This is a genomic window from Chitinophaga sp. HK235 (assembly GCF_018255755.1).
Taxonomy (GTDB): Bacteria; Bacteroidota; Bacteroidia; order Chitinophagales; family Chitinophagaceae; genus Chitinophaga.
The window spans coordinates 3,299,566-3,316,610 of the sequence record NZ_CP073766.1; the positions used below are offsets into that span (position 1 = coordinate 3,299,566).

12 protein-coding genes are annotated in these 17,045 nt (G+C 47.0%); 1 reads left to right on the forward strand and 11 read right to left on the reverse strand.

The window, feature by feature from the left end:
* Positions 1 to 5: 5 nt before the first annotated feature.
* On the forward strand, positions 6 to 1,757 hold the full coding sequence (locus tag KD145_RS11495; protein ID WP_212006021.1) for a family 43 glycosylhydrolase: 1,752 nt from the start codon (positions 6 to 8) through the stop codon (positions 1,755 to 1,757).
* A gap of 35 nt (positions 1,758 to 1,792) precedes the next feature.
* On the opposite strand, the gene eco is transcribed toward KD145_RS11495, so the two are convergent.
* The 11 genes from eco to KD145_RS11550 form a co-directional block, all read right to left on the reverse strand.
* Positions 1,793 to 2,257, reverse strand: coding sequence for a serine protease inhibitor ecotin (eco, locus tag KD145_RS11500; protein WP_212006022.1), 465 nt, complete (start codon positions 2,255 to 2,257; stop codon positions 1,793 to 1,795).
* A 119-nt stretch (positions 2,258 to 2,376) separates the two neighbouring features.
* Complete coding sequence (locus KD145_RS11505) at positions 2,377 to 2,862, reverse strand: hypothetical protein (protein WP_212006023.1); 486 nt, start codon at positions 2,860 to 2,862, stop codon at positions 2,377 to 2,379.
* 5 nt (positions 2,863 to 2,867) lie between these two features.
* The gene (locus tag KD145_RS11510) at positions 2,868 to 3,980 is read right to left on the reverse strand and encodes a hypothetical protein (RefSeq protein WP_212006024.1); all 1,113 of its coding nucleotides are present in this window, start codon (positions 3,978 to 3,980) and stop codon (positions 2,868 to 2,870) included.
* A 201-nt stretch (positions 3,981 to 4,181) separates the two neighbouring features.
* On the reverse strand, positions 4,182 to 4,916 hold the full coding sequence (locus KD145_RS11515) for an FkbM family methyltransferase (protein ID WP_212006025.1): 735 nt from the start codon (positions 4,914 to 4,916) through the stop codon (positions 4,182 to 4,184).
* A gap of 300 nt (positions 4,917 to 5,216) precedes the next feature.
* Positions 5,217 to 7,403: an IPT/TIG domain-containing protein gene (locus KD145_RS11520; RefSeq protein WP_212006026.1), complete on the reverse strand. Its 2,187-nt coding sequence runs from the start codon at positions 7,401 to 7,403 to the stop codon at positions 5,217 to 5,219.
* 10 nt (positions 7,404 to 7,413) lie between these two features.
* Positions 7,414 to 10,770: a carboxypeptidase regulatory-like domain-containing protein gene (locus KD145_RS11525; protein WP_212006027.1), complete on the reverse strand. Its 3,357-nt coding sequence runs from the start codon at positions 10,768 to 10,770 to the stop codon at positions 7,414 to 7,416.
* Between the two features lie 30 nt (positions 10,771 to 10,800).
* Positions 10,801 to 11,778: a fasciclin domain-containing protein gene (locus KD145_RS11530; RefSeq protein ID WP_212006028.1), complete on the reverse strand. Its 978-nt coding sequence runs from the start codon at positions 11,776 to 11,778 to the stop codon at positions 10,801 to 10,803.
* 29 nt (positions 11,779 to 11,807) lie between these two features.
* Positions 11,808 to 13,031 carry a fasciclin domain-containing protein gene (locus KD145_RS11535; protein WP_212006029.1) on the reverse strand — a complete coding sequence of 408 codons (1,224 nt, stop codon included), beginning with the start codon at positions 13,029 to 13,031 and terminating at the stop codon, positions 11,808 to 11,810.
* 25 nt (positions 13,032 to 13,056) lie between these two features.
* Positions 13,057 to 14,136, reverse strand: a complete 1,080-nt coding sequence (locus tag KD145_RS11540; protein WP_212006030.1) for a fasciclin domain-containing protein — start codon at positions 14,134 to 14,136, stop codon at positions 13,057 to 13,059.
* A 23-nt stretch (positions 14,137 to 14,159) separates the two neighbouring features.
* A complete protein-coding gene (locus tag KD145_RS11545; protein WP_212006031.1) occupies positions 14,160 to 15,326 on the reverse strand; it encodes a hypothetical protein in 1,167 nt (388 codons plus the stop codon).
* An 11-nt stretch (positions 15,327 to 15,337) separates the two neighbouring features.
* Positions 15,338 to 17,041 (reverse strand): hypothetical protein, encoded by a 1,704-nt coding sequence (locus KD145_RS11550; protein WP_212006032.1) that lies wholly within the window; start codon positions 17,039 to 17,041, stop codon positions 15,338 to 15,340.
* Positions 17,042 to 17,045 lie beyond the last annotated feature (4 nt).

The window sequence follows — 17,045 nt, forward strand, 5'->3', positions numbered from 1 at the left end:
AGCACATGACGACCACGCTCCGCATACTGATAACACTGCTGTTAAGCACAGTGCTGTTGTCTTCGCAAGCCCAGACCACCTACTGCAATCCGGTGAACGTGGACTACGGCTACTGCCCTATCCCCAACTTTACGGAATGGGGCAAACACAGGGCCACGGCCGATCCTGTCATCGTCACCTATAAAGGAGACTATTACCTTTTTTCCACTAACCAGTGGGGATACTGGTGGAGCCCGGACCTCAGCAAATGGCATTTTGTATCCCGTAAATTTCTGAAACCCTGGCATAAGGTGTATGATGAGCTGTGTGCACCCGCTGTATGGGTGATGGGAGATACCATGATGGTGTTCGGATCTACCTACAGCAGCAATTTTCCCATATGGATGAGCACCGATCCAAAAGGCAACCAGTGGAAAGAAGCCGTAGACTCTTTTGAAGCCGGAGGTTGGGACCCGGCCTTCTTCCTGGACGATGACGGAAAACTGTATCAGTACAACGGCAGCAGCAACAGTTACCCGTTGTACGGCGGAGAGGTGGACCGCAAAACCATGCAATTGAAAGGTGCCAGAAAAGAACTTTATCTGTTGAACCACGAACGCTACGGATGGCAGCGTTTCGGGGAATATATGGACAACACTTTCCTCGATCCGTTTATTGAAGGAGCCTGGATGACCAAACATCATGGTAAATACTATCTGCAGTATGGTGCACCGGGAACGGAGTTCAGTGGGTATGCAGACGGTGTGGTGGTATCAGATCATCCGTTAGGACCTTTTACGCCACAGGCTCATAATCCGTTTTCCTTCAAGCCCGGAGGCTTTGCCCGTGGCGCCGGCCATGGCAGCACCTTCCAGGACACCAAAGGCAACTGGTGGCATGTGTCTACCATGGTTATTTCCGTGAAGAATAGCTTTGAGAGAAGACTCGGCATCTGGCCCGCCGGTTTCGACAAAGACGATGTACTTTACTGCAACACCGTATTCGGCGACTATCCACATTACCTCAACAGAGGCAGCAACTCCGCCTCTTTTGAAAACGACCGGAAATCCTTTACCGGCTGGATGCTGCTCAACTACAACAAACCTGTAACGGTATCGTCTACACTGGGTGGATACCTGCCCAACAACGCAGTAGATGAAAACATCAAAACCTATTGGAGCGCCGCCACCGGCAACAAAGGGGAATGGCTGCAATCAGATTTGGGCAGCGTCAGCACCGTACATGCCGTACAGATCAACTACGCCGATCAGGATGCCACCTTCCTCGGCAAACAAACAGACATCTATCATCAGTACATCCTCCACTATTCGCTGGATGGCAAAAAATGGCAGATACTGACAGATAAAAGCCATAACCTGTCGGATGTACCACATGACTATATAGAACTACCACAGCCGGTGAAAGCCCGTTATATCAAACTGGAAAACATCCATGTGCCCAGCGGTAAATTCGCTATCAGCGGACTGCGTGTATTCGGCAATGGTAACGGGCCTCTCCCCGATTCAGTGAAATCATTTATGGTACTGCGTACGGAAAAGGATAAACGCAGCGCATGGATCAAATGGGAACCGGTAGATAACGCCTATGCGTACAATATCTACTTCGGCATTGCACCCGACAAACTGTACAACTGCATCATGGTACACAATGCCAACGATTATTTTTTTAAAGGCATGGATAAAGATCAGTCCTACTATTTCTCTATAGAAGCCATCAATGAAAATGGGGTTTCTCCTAAAACAAAGCCCAGGACTTAAGTCCTGGGCTAAATTCGTTTTTATGATGCGTGAGGTTATTTTATCACTGCGTCCTTTTCTTCTTCTCCTCTCTCCCAGATTTTATATTTTACTGCAAAACCTTTGGGCACATACACCACAATAGGCAGCTTACTGTTGTATCGGACCTGTCTGGTGTCGAAGATAAATTTATCGGTCAGCTTTTTGTCGGGGCATGCCATCAGAGTAGAACGTATATTGCCGGCTGAGACATACTGGTAATAGGTATAGCCCCACCCTTTGACATCTTTGGTTACCCACCGGCCTATCAGCCCGTGCTGGTTGCAATCCACCTTCATGGTCTTGCCCGCCATAATTTCTACCTGGAAATTGTCTTCTTTGTCTTTGGCAGACAACTGGATGACGTACCTTTCCACGTCCTTCCAGGCCGGAGGAAATGGCTTCAGATTGTCTTTATCCTGTGAATAAACGCTGGAAATGCCGGCACTCCATAGCAACAACAGGGTGATGAATTGTTTCATACTTTAAGTTTTATGGTATGAAAAATTAACATCCGTGAGCCGGAATTGTTTTGCTATGGGTAAAGTGCCTTTCAGTTTTGCACTGGTTAATATCACGTTTACATTGCCAGATCTAATTATTACGTCGCTTGATTGTCAACAGGTATTGAATCATTTACAGCATCTTCTTTCTGCATTTCCTGTTCGACGGATTCTTCTTGCCCAACCTGATATAACCAGCCTCTGTTCATAGCCTTATCTCTCATTTTCTTAGCCTTTCGCTCCATTTCTCCCCGGGATTTACAGATCGAGTAATCAACTGAAACATGGCCTGCAAAAGGTTTATTATCAGCATCACACTTAAGGTCTTCCGCTTCAAATTCTCCAACAGTAACTCCTAGCACACCACATGAATTATACTGCTTAGTAAAATGTTCAAATGATTGCCTGGGGGAAAATTCATCTCCATTATAAACAGATAGTTTATTTTCATCTTTTTTAGTTGGTGTAAATACGGAGGATGTCACATGTACAGTGGAAGAGGCAACAAAAGCCAGATTTGATACACCCCCATTTTGAACCCAATTAGGATTAACTTGCCTATAAAGTAGCGTTTCAGGTGTCAATGTCTCTAGTTTTTAAAGTACTTTGCTAATTCATTCACCAATTTTTGCCATCCCTCATCAGATGCAAAATCCAATTCAAGGTCGTAATCACTATCATTGCTCAGGTTAAGATAATGTACATAACCAGACTTGTCATTCAGATTTATATATGCAGTCATGTCGTGATTACCTGTTTTCCATTCGAATTGAATACCTCCATCTACAGTAGGAAATGTATAAGGTAACAAAATATCAGTATGAAAGTAATTAGATACCTGATCAATAAGCCAATGAATACTCTCCAATCTAAAAGGCTCACCCTCTCCGTTCATCCATCCGCTTTCCAATTCTAAAAACTCCTCCAGACGCATAGGAATATCAAGAGGATGCAATATTGTTACTGATTCAACCTGCATTTTAACCAGCCTATCATTCTTATTAAATGATCCAATGCCAGAAACCTTTACCTTCTTGTTGTTTTCAAAATCATTAAATGCTTCCAGGAAAACATCAGCATAATCACTGTTTATTTTAACATCAATCTTCGAGTATTGGGCATATGTAATTGTGCACTTCCTCTCTGCTTTATCATATGCAGATATTGCGCCTCTGATTGTGGTCTCAATGTCAACACTATCCGTATCGGCAGAAGCCATAACCAGTCTCTTTCTGTTAACATTATTAAGCTTCGCCCTGTAATTGGAGTTTGGAGCAAAATCTATGGCTTCATCATCTCTTAGCCTCTTGCCTATTTTATTAAAATACCCCAAATATTCCGAAGGAATGAATATATTATCACTCCCACTTTCAGCAGCATCAATTGTCTTCACTATTAGTTCTCTTGCCTCTTCAAAGAAAGGCCTTGTATCTAAATCCCCGGCCAAAAATGTAGTAGCTGCCAATACCAGATTCGCAATTGAACTCCCTTCACTTATTCCCGCTAATTTTAATGACACTCCATCACCAAACCCCGGAGGCACCTTATATTTACCATACTTCTGGTAATAAACCCACTTAGCTACTTTAACCAACAACTCCTCATATACATTAAAATCCTCCAGCAATTCCACAGGAATCGTATGATCCTCAAACCTCCGACCAGATAACCTGGGATTAAAAAAGGATATTGATTCCATCATGCTTTTATTTTCAATGAAATATATTCAAATATAAAAATATTCTTCCAGACATCCCCGCACATTCAGCTAAGTAATAAGCGTATTTTACAGTTTACCCACTATCAATTTTAAACAGCACAATCACATACTAATACCCTAAAGGATAGATAAAACAAAGGTAGATTTATTCTTTCTACCAAAAGTTAATCAGATGTAAACAGCTCAATTAAACCTATTATTCCTGAAAATCAGATTTTCACCCAGCTGTGTTTCTGTAAAATCATACTCGCTGATAGCTTTGCGGAAAGTCTTGCTACTACCGGGCAGCAGCTCATCATGCAGTTCTATGATCAGTACTTTGGTTTTAGCGAGCCATTCATAATTGCTTTCGAATATCTTTTCTTCTGCGCCTTCTACGTCCAGCTTCACGATATCGATATGCGGCCAGTTATAGTTTTTCTGGATATCATTGATGGAGATGGCAGGGAAAGTGTCTTCAGAAGCGGTTGTTTCTTTCACCATAAAACCCCAGGCTTCGAGTCCGTCCTTCACCACTTCAAGATGACACTGTTTATTCCACAGGCCGGCCTGAACAGGAATGACGTTGGCATAAGGCCGTATGTTCATCTGCAGCTGTCTGAAGTTGCCGGATTCAGGTTCTATGCTGACAATACTGGCATCTTTCACCCTGTTGGCAAACAGGATGGCAAACAGTCCGATGTTGGCGCCTCCATCGATAATGTACTGAGGGGAGAAAGGGAAATCAATATCATATTCCCCACGCATAAAGACCTGTTTCAGGACCTTATAATCAGATGATCCTGGTCGGAGATTAACCGGATGTGACAATTCGGGGAAGCGGATAGCAGTTTTCTTTTGCTTAATACCCTGGTATGCTTTTACTCCTTCAAAAAGGCCAAGCCTTTTGATTCCATCCATCAAAGTTGATGATGACATATGTGTAACAGATGTTGACAGTAATAGGTCTCCGTCCGCGATCGGCGCGGCGGATGTTTTTCATGTGTATTTATCAACGATGGGATCAGAAGACTGCGGGAAAGCGGTTCTTATAATCAGTTGTAGGTTTAATTCACGTTACTTTACAGCACAGTTGCATAGGTATTAATAAATACGGGATCGAATATACGAAAAAGGTTTGATTTTTCGGAAATAACTGCGGACTCTTTTTCCTTCCAGATAAAAACACAAAGGCCCTGCCACCGGATAAGCAGCAGGGCCTGCCTCGTTTCCGGTATTTTACTTCAGAAAAATCTTACGAACCGCATTATTGTCTGGGTCCATCACATAAATATTTCCGTTGGTATCTATGTGTATGCCTTTCATGGAGCGGAACAGGGCTTCTTTCAGCGTACCGTCCTTGTATCCCGCCTTGAATGACTGGAAGGTACCTTCAGCGCCGGCCACTGTTTTCACACTACCGGAGGGTGTGGCATAACGCACCGCCATAGCCATGTTATCTACAAAAAAGAAATTACCGGAAGTGGGATCGGAGACCACACACAATGGTGATCCCAAACGGGCCACCGAAAGATCTCCATCCACAAAATCAGGATCATACCGGCTACTGCCCGCCAGAAAACTATGCTCTCCTGCCGGTGTTACCTTACCGATAAAAGGATTGTAAAAATCACCCCCTGCATAGTATACTGTTCCCAGTGCATCTACAGCCATTTTATCGGGGATGGTATAAGTGAAATTACCCATTCTCGTCAGGGAACCGTTGGATTCCACTTTAAACAGCCCCTGATAAAGTTTGCTGAGATAAATTGTACCATTGCGGTCTACACCCAGGCCGCCAGCCATGTTTTCCAGCACGGTCACCGCAGTAGACACCTGCCCTGCCGGGGTGATCTTGCGAACGTAAGTACGCAGTCCGTTACCATCCAGTACGTAGAGGTTATCCTGGCTGTCGACCGTAATCGTGCGCGGACCCAGGAACATAGCAACAGATACCGTACCATCAGCATAACCGCTGGTGCTGCCGCCTGCATAGGTGGTAATAGTACCATCGGGTGTTATTTTTTTCACCTGATATCCCTGCAGGAAATAAAGATTGCCAGCCCTGTCACCCGTAAGACCCTGAGCACGGGTAAACAAACCGGAGCCGGGGCCACCCGCCAGCGTCATTACACCGGCCCTTCTAAACAACGGGCCTGTGGCCTGTAAGCCACTTACCTTCACATCGAGGGTACCGGTAGATAAGCTGGCAGGTGCTATCACCTTCAGTTCTGTATCGGTAGCACTCACTACATTAGCCGCCACCCCGTTGAAGGTGACGATATTATCTGTTGCATTGATACTGAAACCAATACCGCTCACTGTCACCGTTGTACCGGCAAGACCATTGTCCGGCGAGAGACTGATCACACCCAGGTTCTGTTCTTTAAACAGCGGACCGGCTGTTTCCTGTCCGTTTACCCAGATTTTGATATTTCCCGAACCGGCACCGGCGGGAATCGTGATCACCAGTTGCTTTTCAGCGGCACTTTTTATCGTACCTGCGACACCGTTAAAGGTGACTACGTTTTCATCCATCAGGCTGCTGAAGTTGCTGCCGATAATCGTAATGTCTTTTCCGGCAGGACTGCTCAACGGGGCCACTGTAGCCAAGAATGGCGGAGGAATAACAGTAAATACCGACCCTACCGTCTTCTGTCCGTTGATGGTCACACTCAGTGGTCCGGTAGCCACATCATCCGGTGTGGCCACTACCAGCTGAGTGGCGGTAGCACTGATAACTGTGGCAGGTTTACCGTTGAAGGCTACACTGTTATTTCCTGCTACTGCATTAAAGCCTTCGCCGGTAATGGTCACCTGTGTGCCTTTTCCGCCTTTGAGCGGTTTTATTTTACTGATGTCCTGGAAGAGAAAGGATGGTCCTGTTACTTCCTTGTTATCTACCGTTATTTTGATGGTACCACTGCCGGCGCCCACCGGCACTGCAGCAATCAGGAGTGTATCGTTGACAGAAGTGATCACGGCTTCTTTCCCGTTGATCATCACTTTGGCAGGGGCAGCAGTACTACCGAAGCCTTCACCACGTACCACGATGTTGGTACCGGCAGGTCCGTTGAGTGGACTAACACCATGCATGCTCAGATTCTGATAGGTATAGGTGCCGGCTTCCAGTTCCTTACCTGCGGTTTTGACAGTTATTTTACCCGTACTGCCTCCGGCCGGCGCCAGTACTGTCATTACGGTATCGTTGACATCCACCACGGTGGCTGCAGTACCATTAAAGGTTACTTCATTATCTTTCTTTATAAAACCTGCTCCGTTAATCGTAACAATAGTACCCGGCTTTCCACTGTTGGGCCAGAAAGAACGGATCGCGGGAGGCACCTGCAAAGCTTCATCCCTGTTTCTTTTACAGGCACTCAACACAAACGCCAGTCCGAAAAGAAAATATATCAAATTTTTCATGGTCATGTTTTTAGAATGAATACCTCATCCCGAGCTGCACCTGTGCGCGGGAGTTAAAAAAGTCTATCGCATATGGCTTACCCGGATTTTCGTATAGGTATACGGGATAGTTTCCCGGATTCTGCTTTGCCGGGAATGCAGGCGTAAGGCCAACGCTGGCGGTAGAGTTGAAGGTATTGGGTGAGAAATATACTTTACCCCAGTTGCTGTTCAGCAGATTGGTCAGATTCATCACGTCGAGGGTAAAAGTGAGAAACCTGCTGCCCGGATCTCCGGAGAAATGATATTCCTGCGCAAAATGCAGGTCGGCCTGTATATTCCAGGGAGTACGGCCGGCATTGCGTTCAGTATATTGTCCACGACGGGTGCGCAGGTACTTGTCATCTTCGATATATTGATTGAAAGCAGCCGCCTGAGCTGCTGCGGTAACTGCTTCTCCCGCTTTGGTGGTATAATCCTGGAAGAACTTCACTGCTGCATCTGCCTCCGGAATATATACCAGGCTTACCTGTTGCGGCAGTCCCTGGATGCTGTTGTTGACAATACCGTAGGTAAACGGACTGCCGGACTGGGCGGTGGCAAAAAGACTGAGTGTACTTACCCATTGCTGGTTCCAGCGGCGGGTATAGTTCAGGTTCAGCACTATACGATGACGCACATCAAAATTGGAATAGGCCAATCCCGGATTGTTAGGATTCAATGCCTGGTTCAGCTGCCAGTTGCTTTCCATGGAATTACGGATACCATTAGATATGTCTTTGGACTTACCATAGGTATAAGCCAGTGAAGCGTACAATCCAAAAGGATAGTTACGGTTCACGCTACCAGTGATGCTATAACGATATCCTTTATTTGTATTACTCAACTGATAGGCATTGGAAAAATGAGGGTCCACAGCACCACCGAATACAGGTTGCTGTTTCGTAGTATCGTTACCGTAGTAACGCGGATTATCTTTGATATTGATCTGCTGGAATAATACATCCTTGATGGTTTTGGTAACAATACCTTCCACCGTGAATTTATAACCTGTTACGGTCGTATAATCCAGTGCTACGCTGGTACGCCACACCTGAGGCATCACGAAGTTATTGTCCAGTACATCCACTTGTGTTTTACCGGCTATCGGATTATTGATAACATTGCCATTGCCGGCAATAAAATCGGCGATACCGTTTTTGCCCGGTTTCACCGGATCAGTACCAGGCACAAAAACTTTAGCATCTGCTTTCTGATCGAAAGAGCCATAATTAATACCGTTGTTGTAATAGGCATATGCCAACCAGGCAAATGGGATACGGCCAGTAAACAGACCAGTACCGCCACGCAGCACCAGCCGCTGGTCGCCTGTCCAATCGTAACGGAAACCCAGACGGGGAGACAGCTGTACTTTATTCAGGTAATGATTGCTGATACGATTGAGCGGTGTATAAGTGTAGGTAGTGCCAAAATAATCATCTGTGTAGGCATTGCGCGTTTGTTCACTCAGTGCAGGTCCATTTGGCAGCATCGTATAATCAGCACGCAAACCGGGTATCAGTTTCAGTTTATCAGTCAACTGGATTTCATCCTGCGCATAGGCGCTGAGCAGGTTTACATTAAACTTTGCTTCGGGATGTGACAGGATATAATCGCGGTCGTTATTGTTATAGTTGTAGCTGCCACGTACTCTGTACGGAACGTTGTTGAGATAGTCATCGATGCTGAGATAGTCTACACGGCCATTCCAGCTGTTTACAAAACCATAGTCGATATGATAGAATTCATTATGCGTACCAAAGAGCAGGGTATGTTTGCCTTTACGCAGGGTGAGGTTATCAGTGATTTCGATGGTACGTTGTTTCATATTGAAGATGGATGCTTCCCTGTCGGTGCCCCAGTAGATAGTGGTGCCGGGAGCGCGTCCCATGATCTGTACCTGCGGCAGGGCCGGGTTGGCGGTAGGATCACGTTTATCGTGTACCAGAGTATAACCGGCAATCAGACTGTTGGACAAGCGGTTGTTGAATCTTGTTTTCAGTTCTGCTACGGTAGACGTCTGGTTGTTGGTTTGTTCGTACGCCATGCTGCTGAAGCGGAAGTCCTGCTGGTCGCGGTCCATGTTCATGGCAGAAGAACGGATGGTGTTATTACGGACAGACAACTGATTTTTATCGTTGATATTCCAGTCCAGGCGGTTGAAGAATTTCACAGAGCGGGACCATGCATTATAGGCGCCTGCAGTGCCGGGGTCTACATCTTTACCATAGCGGCTGATAGTGGCGTTGCGGATATCTTCTGCATCTTTAGTACTCAGGATATGAGCTGTTTCCGCATTGCCGGCAAGCAGCTGCACAGGGTCCTGGCGGCGGGTAATTTCTTCATTGGTGAAGAAGAAGAGTTTGTTTTTGATGATGGGGAAACCTACTCTTACGCCGGCCTGATAATCATAAAAGTCTTTGTCCATTTTACCGAGGGAGCCGACTTTATCTTTGCCTGTGATAGCGGCATTGCGGCCGAAGCCGTAGATGCTGCCGGTTACTTTGTTGGTACCGCTGCGGGTAACGGCGTTGATACTACCACCGGTGAAGTTACCGATCTTCACATCGAAGGGGGCGAGGTATACCTGCATATCTTCGATAGCGTCCATAGACACCGCGTTGGTACGGGTGCTGGAGCCGGGCATACCGGAAGAACCGGTGATACCGCCCATAGAAGGACTAAAGCCGATAGCATCGTTGTTGATGGCACCGTCGATGGTAACGTTGTTATAGCGGAAGTTGGTACCCGCGAAGGAGTTGTCTTTAGAGCCCTGGGGCACCATTTTGGTGATGTCCTGGATGCTGCGGGAGATGGTGGGCATATTGGCTACCTGCAGGCGGCTGATATGCTGGCCAGCGCCGAAGGTGTTTGCTTTTGCACCTGCTTTGGTGGCTTTGATTTCCACTTCTGACAGTTGTTTGCCTTTTTCGGCCAGCACAAAGTTTTGTTGCAGCGGTTCTCCGAGGCGGATGGTGAATCCATCTGCGGACTGCGTTTCCATGCCCATCATACTCACGGTGATACTATATGGACCGCCTATACGAAGACCTGGAAGATAATAACGGCCGTCGGCACCGGTGACCGTACCATATTTAGTGCCTGAAGGCAGATGGACAGCCACCACGGTAACACCGGGCAGCGGCTCCTGTTTGTTGCTGGTGATACGGCCACCCCATGTACCATTCGTCTCCTGTGCATATCCTCCCAATACTGCCATCAACAGCACCGACAGTAATATGATTTTGAGATTTTGGAATTTTCTTATTTTTTTATTTTCTATTTCTTCCCGAAATCCAACAATAAAAAAATAAAAAAATCCATAAATATTATAGAATACCTGCTTCATCGTAACGCTTTATTGTTAGGTATGTAATGATTATTGGTTTTCCTTCAGCATCCGGTCGATAGTATGCACTACGCCGTTGCCCGCCAGCACATTGCTTTTCACAATCTTCACCGGAGATGTGTTACCGGAACCCTGTAAGGTGATACCAGTATATTTCACGCCGCTCTTCAGCAGGCTGATAGTGATATTGTTACCATTGTACATCGCCTGCTGGCTTTTGTTGGTGGCATCTGTAGTAAGGATATAGTCGTATACAAAGCGGCGTCCTTCGAAGAAAGAATAGTAAAGGAACCTGCGGAGTACGGCCGGATCTGTTTTACCAACGCTGTCGGCATCCGGAAAACCTTCATTGCGGAATGCATTGTTGGACGGCGCCATAAACGTATATACGTTACCGGTAGACATCATATCTTTCATATTGGCCTGTTGCAGTGCCACGTTCAGGAAGGTGAGTGCGGTATCTGCAGCAATGGCATCCGAAAGGGTTTTGTTGACCAGTGGCTGCAGCACTTCGCTCAGCACCTGAATCAGACCGTTGCTGGCGGGAAGGTTGTAGCTCACTACCGGTGTACCGTTGATAGTCAGCAGGGTATCTTTTCCTTTCACCCAGCGGGTGGCATACATTTTAGCACCCGTAGCGGTGGTCAGTTCCTGATTGAAGGTAAAGGGCAGCTTATTGAGTTCCCAGGTACCGCTGAGTACATGGTATCCAACTATATTGTTCAATACGGACAGTCTTTCCTGCAATACCGCGTTGGTGGTGCCGTAACCGGCTTTTATAAAGGCATTATTATCGGGTACCAATACGGTAAAAGGACCGGCACCGGCCAGTTTGGGCCCATATCCGGTACGTTCCACAGCGGCACTAAAACTGGAGAAGTTGAACAGGTTGTCAGCAATCACATAAGTGATGCGGTTGCTGTCCATCGTGTCCGGTGTTACTTTATCATCTTTCCGGCATGCTGCCAGCAAGAGCAGCAGTATGCCTGTATAGAAAGTGCGTTTCATGTTTGTTGTTGTTTTAGGGAGATGAATACTTAGGGCATGAACAGACCATCGTTCACAATATGAATAACTCCGTTCAGCACATTGATATCTGTTTGTACCAGGGGTATCCTCTGTGCGGAGGAGCGCAGTCTTTTAACCCATATGTTACCATTGGTTACAGCGAAATCCAGTTGATATATCTTAGGCGGACTACTATATAAGGAACCGGGTCTCAACAACAGTCCAGACACGCTTCTGTTTACCATCAGCTCATTCATAAAATATACCGGGTACATTTCCCGTGCGCCGTAAGGGCCGTCTAACCCAACATACCCCATTCTGTTGGGCAATAGTATGGAGTCCATTGCTGTGGTAGGATATTGGTAATAGGAGTCTTCATCGTAACCCGGATCACCAATAGGAAGCGCCTGATAGCAATGCTGACGGATGTCTTCTACTGAATTAAAACCGCTTTTCCGGAAGGCCTCATTGGTAGGAACGATGAGGGTAAACTGTCCCGGCGTGAGGGCATTGGCAGAAAGCATCGGCATGTCCCACAGGGCCTGGTCCCAGGGATTTTTATCTTCATACAGACTGTCATTGATACGGCAGGCTTCCAGATAAAAACTAAACCTGTCATCTGCCTGCAGGAAGGAAAGCATGTCCTGTCCTGGTTTCACCAGCACTTTGTCTGCAGGATAAATTGTAGCAGTGGTGCTTTCCAGCACCTGTCCCCATTTGCTGACAGGTTTGCCGTTGACAAACAGGCTGTCGTGATAAACGCCAGCATAAATCACATATTTATACGGATGGGAATCATCAAAAGTGGGTATAGTAGTAGATTTCAGCAATGTTACGATAGGCAGGTTACCATTGAGTTGTGCCAGTGAAGTCGGATGTATCTGGGTAGCACCGATATGATAAGACAACAGCGTGTCCAGTACTTCCGGTGCCGCCTGATTGATTTTATCCATGGTCCAGCCGGCATCCTGAAAAGCTTTGTCAGTTGGAGCGATGATGGTAAAAGAAGTGGTACCGGCTTTTTTGAGACGATCGTCTATATTGGCGCGGTTCCAGGCAGTCCTGAAAATAGTATAGGGAGATTTCTCCAGCGTTTCTTTTAGCCCTAATACAGGTCCGTTATAGGACACCGGCTCTCCTACCGGTTCCGGTTCGATGTCCTGCTTGCGACAGGCCATCACCAGTAAAAACAATACAGGCAACCAGGACCTCAACAGCCTGCCTGGTGTGGTAACAGATGTAAACACGGTCATTTCAATTAACTTTTATACTGTATGTTTATTTGCGTAAAGTATGGGGGTAAAGCATCAGGTCATCCACGATATGCAGTATCCCGTTGGACACAACACGATCAGCTCCATTAGCAAACCCGTTCCGGTAATTCAGTCTCTGTGGGCCATTGGTATTATCTCCTCCTTTTTCCATCAGTATATCAATCCGGACATCTTCCGTGTCGTTATAAAAATTATAGAAGTAATAAGGTAAGATCGCAAAGCCGGGCACACTGATCATACTGTTTCCCGCACCAGACTGGCCATTGATCTGTCCCCAGTCGGTAGAGAAAATATGTTTGGACTTCAGCATCAGCGGATAGATGGCAAAGGTGATTTGCTGAAATTTGTCAGGGTCCATACGGCTGATACTGTCGGCAGTAAAGCCGTTCTTACGGAAGGCTGCATTGCCAGGCACATATACGGTGAAAGGGCCTTTTTCCTTCAGGCCGTCCCACAGTCCGAAACGTTTCATGGCGGCCACAAATATTGACAGGCTGGTATCTGCCTGCAGGTAATCCTGGATAGTGCCCGGTGTATAATTGAGCGGTTTACGGATCACGTGTATCACTCCGTTGGCCAGTGCTAAATTTCGTTTTGGCGCCGGGAATATCATCGATCCATTTACAAATACATTTCTGCTTTCAGTTGGCGTTTTATCTATATACGGCGCATCGGAGGAAGACACGTACAGGTCAGCTCCTGCCAGGGTTGTATACTTATTACCCATCTGCAGCGGAAACTCGGAGATATATTTCCGGTCTTTTAAAACGTGGTATTTCACCCATCTGAGCAGCGACTCAGCATCTATGGTATCAAAATCGCGCGGGCTGGTAATACCGATATCATTAAAGGCTTTGTTATCGGGCGCAAAACAAGTAAAGGGGCCTGGCTGGTTAAGACTGTCCAGTATGCCTGCTTTTTGCATGGCCGCCGACAGAAGGCTCAGGTCATAGTTGTTGCGGATAAACTCTCCCAGCGAGCGGGTGGGCGCAGTTTCCCTGGGTGGTGTCAGGTTATCTTTCCTGCATCCTGCCATCATCAGCAGCAAGAAGAAAAACAAGCAAGGCAAGGTATAATATCGCATGTTGATCATTTTTTTTCGACCTGTTAATACACAGGTGGTTCGTATTTACGCTGTATGGTCATTAAATAAAATTTTCCGTTCACATACTCAATGGTATTGATGGTAGCGAAGGAGCGGTTGAGATACTTTCCGGAACGGATCGTTACGACCATGCCGGTGAGGATATCTGCCGGTAGGGAAAAAGCCACATCACCACGGTAACCGTCGGCGCCTACACGCAGTTCGGTAAAATGGCCTTTGGACTCTGATGACACCTGCATAAAGGGATTATTGGCAGGAGAATAACCTGGTGACAGAAAAACGAAGGATTGTGTAGCCTTACCATCGTATATCTTGTTGGCGGTAATATCTCCAAACAAAGGGAAGCTGTAATAAGGATGTACAGCAGGGTCCTGTGAGCGGAGTACCGGCCCCATCAGCACGCCCCAATGCCCGGTGATAGGATGGGCAAAACCCTGATTATCCATTTTATTGAGTGTATAATACACATTCATCGTATCACGGATCTTCTGGTTGTAAAGCTCATTGGCCGGCTTCCCTGTTTCAAAATGGCCCACAGAACTCAGGTTGTAGAAGTTGACATACACCAGCGAATCCGAGAATGGCTGCTTCACAAAATTTTCGTTACGGATATAGATACCGGGTGTTTTGGTGGCAGCATCTTTTTCGAGTATATGCATGGTATATACTTCCCGGCTGATAAATTCGATGGTAGTGTCTATGATGATATGGCTGCGCAGGTCTTTGGGCAGTTCATAAAAAGGGACATCGCTGATCGGGCGGCTTACAAACATCACGCGGTGTTTGCCGGCAGGCATCTGTGCCCAGCTGGAGAGGTCGTAGCCATTCAGGACAGGACCCGCCAGTACTTTGGCAGAACCAGGATACTCTGTTTGATAAAGTGTCGTATTGACAGCATCCGGATACGGTCTTGCCCAGGGAACGCGTTTGTCGAGGTAATCACCTGTAACCAGCGCTTTCACCGGGATACCGTCTGCATCCAGTTCGGGATCGAGCAGGAAGGTAAGGAAGGGCTGTGGCGCATCTTTAGTATCGAGTGAGATCTTATAGTCCAGGTTATTGAATATGCGCAGATAGGCCGGTTCGGCGATGGTCGTATATTCTGTCTTCCGGCATGCCGTACCTGCCATCATACAGAGTAAAAGCAAAAGGACAATTCTGTTGTTCATGTGTTGGTACATTACTGATTATGTCTGATGATGATCATCCGGGCTTTTTCACTCCCCGGTTTGCTGGTATTGATGTTGCCGATCAGGGCTACCGTATAGACGCCGGATTCGCTCATGGGCAAGCCGCCTGGATAAAGTGCAGGATTGGCAATAAAGTCGCGGCTCTTCAGCGTAGTCACTTCCCGCAGCCAGTTGCCCGGTACAACATTATACTGTGAGGCGTAGGCCCATATACTCTGGTAGAAATTAGCGTTCAACATCACATAAGGATTCTTTATCGCAGGGATACCCAGCAGCAGGTGCTGGCTGGCACTGCCATCTCCGAAGGTCTGACCGTCATCTGTAGTGAAAGTAGCTTCCGGCAGATCGGGACAGAAGTTCATGAAACGCACCCAGCTGGGGAATTCTACTTTTATGTTGCTGTAACTGCCGTCTTCTGTTGCGCCGGTATAGTATACGTTGCTCAGGTTGTTGGCCACCAGGCTGATACCTGTTTTTCCATTCTTGTTTTCGTATATCCATGCAGTACGATTGTCACCGGGCAGCAGGGAAAAAGTACTATCTGCCAGCAGGTTGCCGGCGGCATCTGTTACTTTTAATATATGCGTTCCTATTAGATACTGATCAAAGGCCGTAGTGGTGGAGAAACCGAGGGTATTGCCCAGCGGTCTGCCATCCATCGTTACTTTAATCTGTTTGCCCGGTACCACGTTAATAGCCTGTAATCTGGCATAGGAGTTATTCTGTGGCTCTGCATCGGCGATGATGCGGAAAGCATTGTTTTTGGAAGAGTAAGTTTCGCCGTTGGTGCCGCCGTTGGAGTTGCGGAAATTAGGGCAGTCGGCAACGGCAATGGTATACACGCCACCAGGCTGATAGGTCTTCAGCGGAGCAAAGGTGAGCCTGGAGTCTACAAAACCATTCACCGATGGCCGGCTCAGTGTACCGGGCAGCAGCATGGTACCGGTTTGCGGATTCACTACATTCAGGAATTGTGCACTTCCGCCTACGCCCGGCACCAGCAGCCCGTCCATAGTCATTACTTTCAACTGATAAGTGCCGTAAGGCAGTTCCACATAATCAGAATATTGCCCTACGGGAATATTATCAAGCCCCGCGATCACTGTACCATCTGCCCAGGTTACCCGCATAGTACCACCGAAAGCGGAGTTGGTGGAGCTGAGATTCAGCAGGCGCACCTTGCAGTAAGCGGGATTGGCCGGCGGTGATACAGAGCGCGGGATGGCAAACAAAGAGTCGGAATACTCACTGGCATTAGGCCCGAAATAAGCAAAGTAATAATCTGTAGGATTGTTAAAATTATCTTTGGCATTGAAACCTCTGGTCAGTCCCAGGGAATAGTCTCTGGTAAAAGCAGCAAAACGTATATCCTTCACCGTTCCATCCGCACTCACAAACTGCTGCGGAATGGTATAGGTAAGCCCCATACGGCCGGTTTCCGGAAACCAGGGTGTGGCCTTGGTGGTATATTGGTCATAGAAGCCTTCAATATTAGGCAGGGCAAAAGCAGACAGCTGTTTACCGTTGACCATCAGCTCTGTAGCGCCCCGCATGTTCACAATACGAACGCTGGAAGCTGCGTCTGCCTGCGGATTGACCCTGTTGTCGTACGCAAAGTCTTCTTTCTTGGTACAGGATGCAAGTCCTCCGGCACACAACAGATACAAGCATACATAGTGTAGGAATCTTTTCATCATA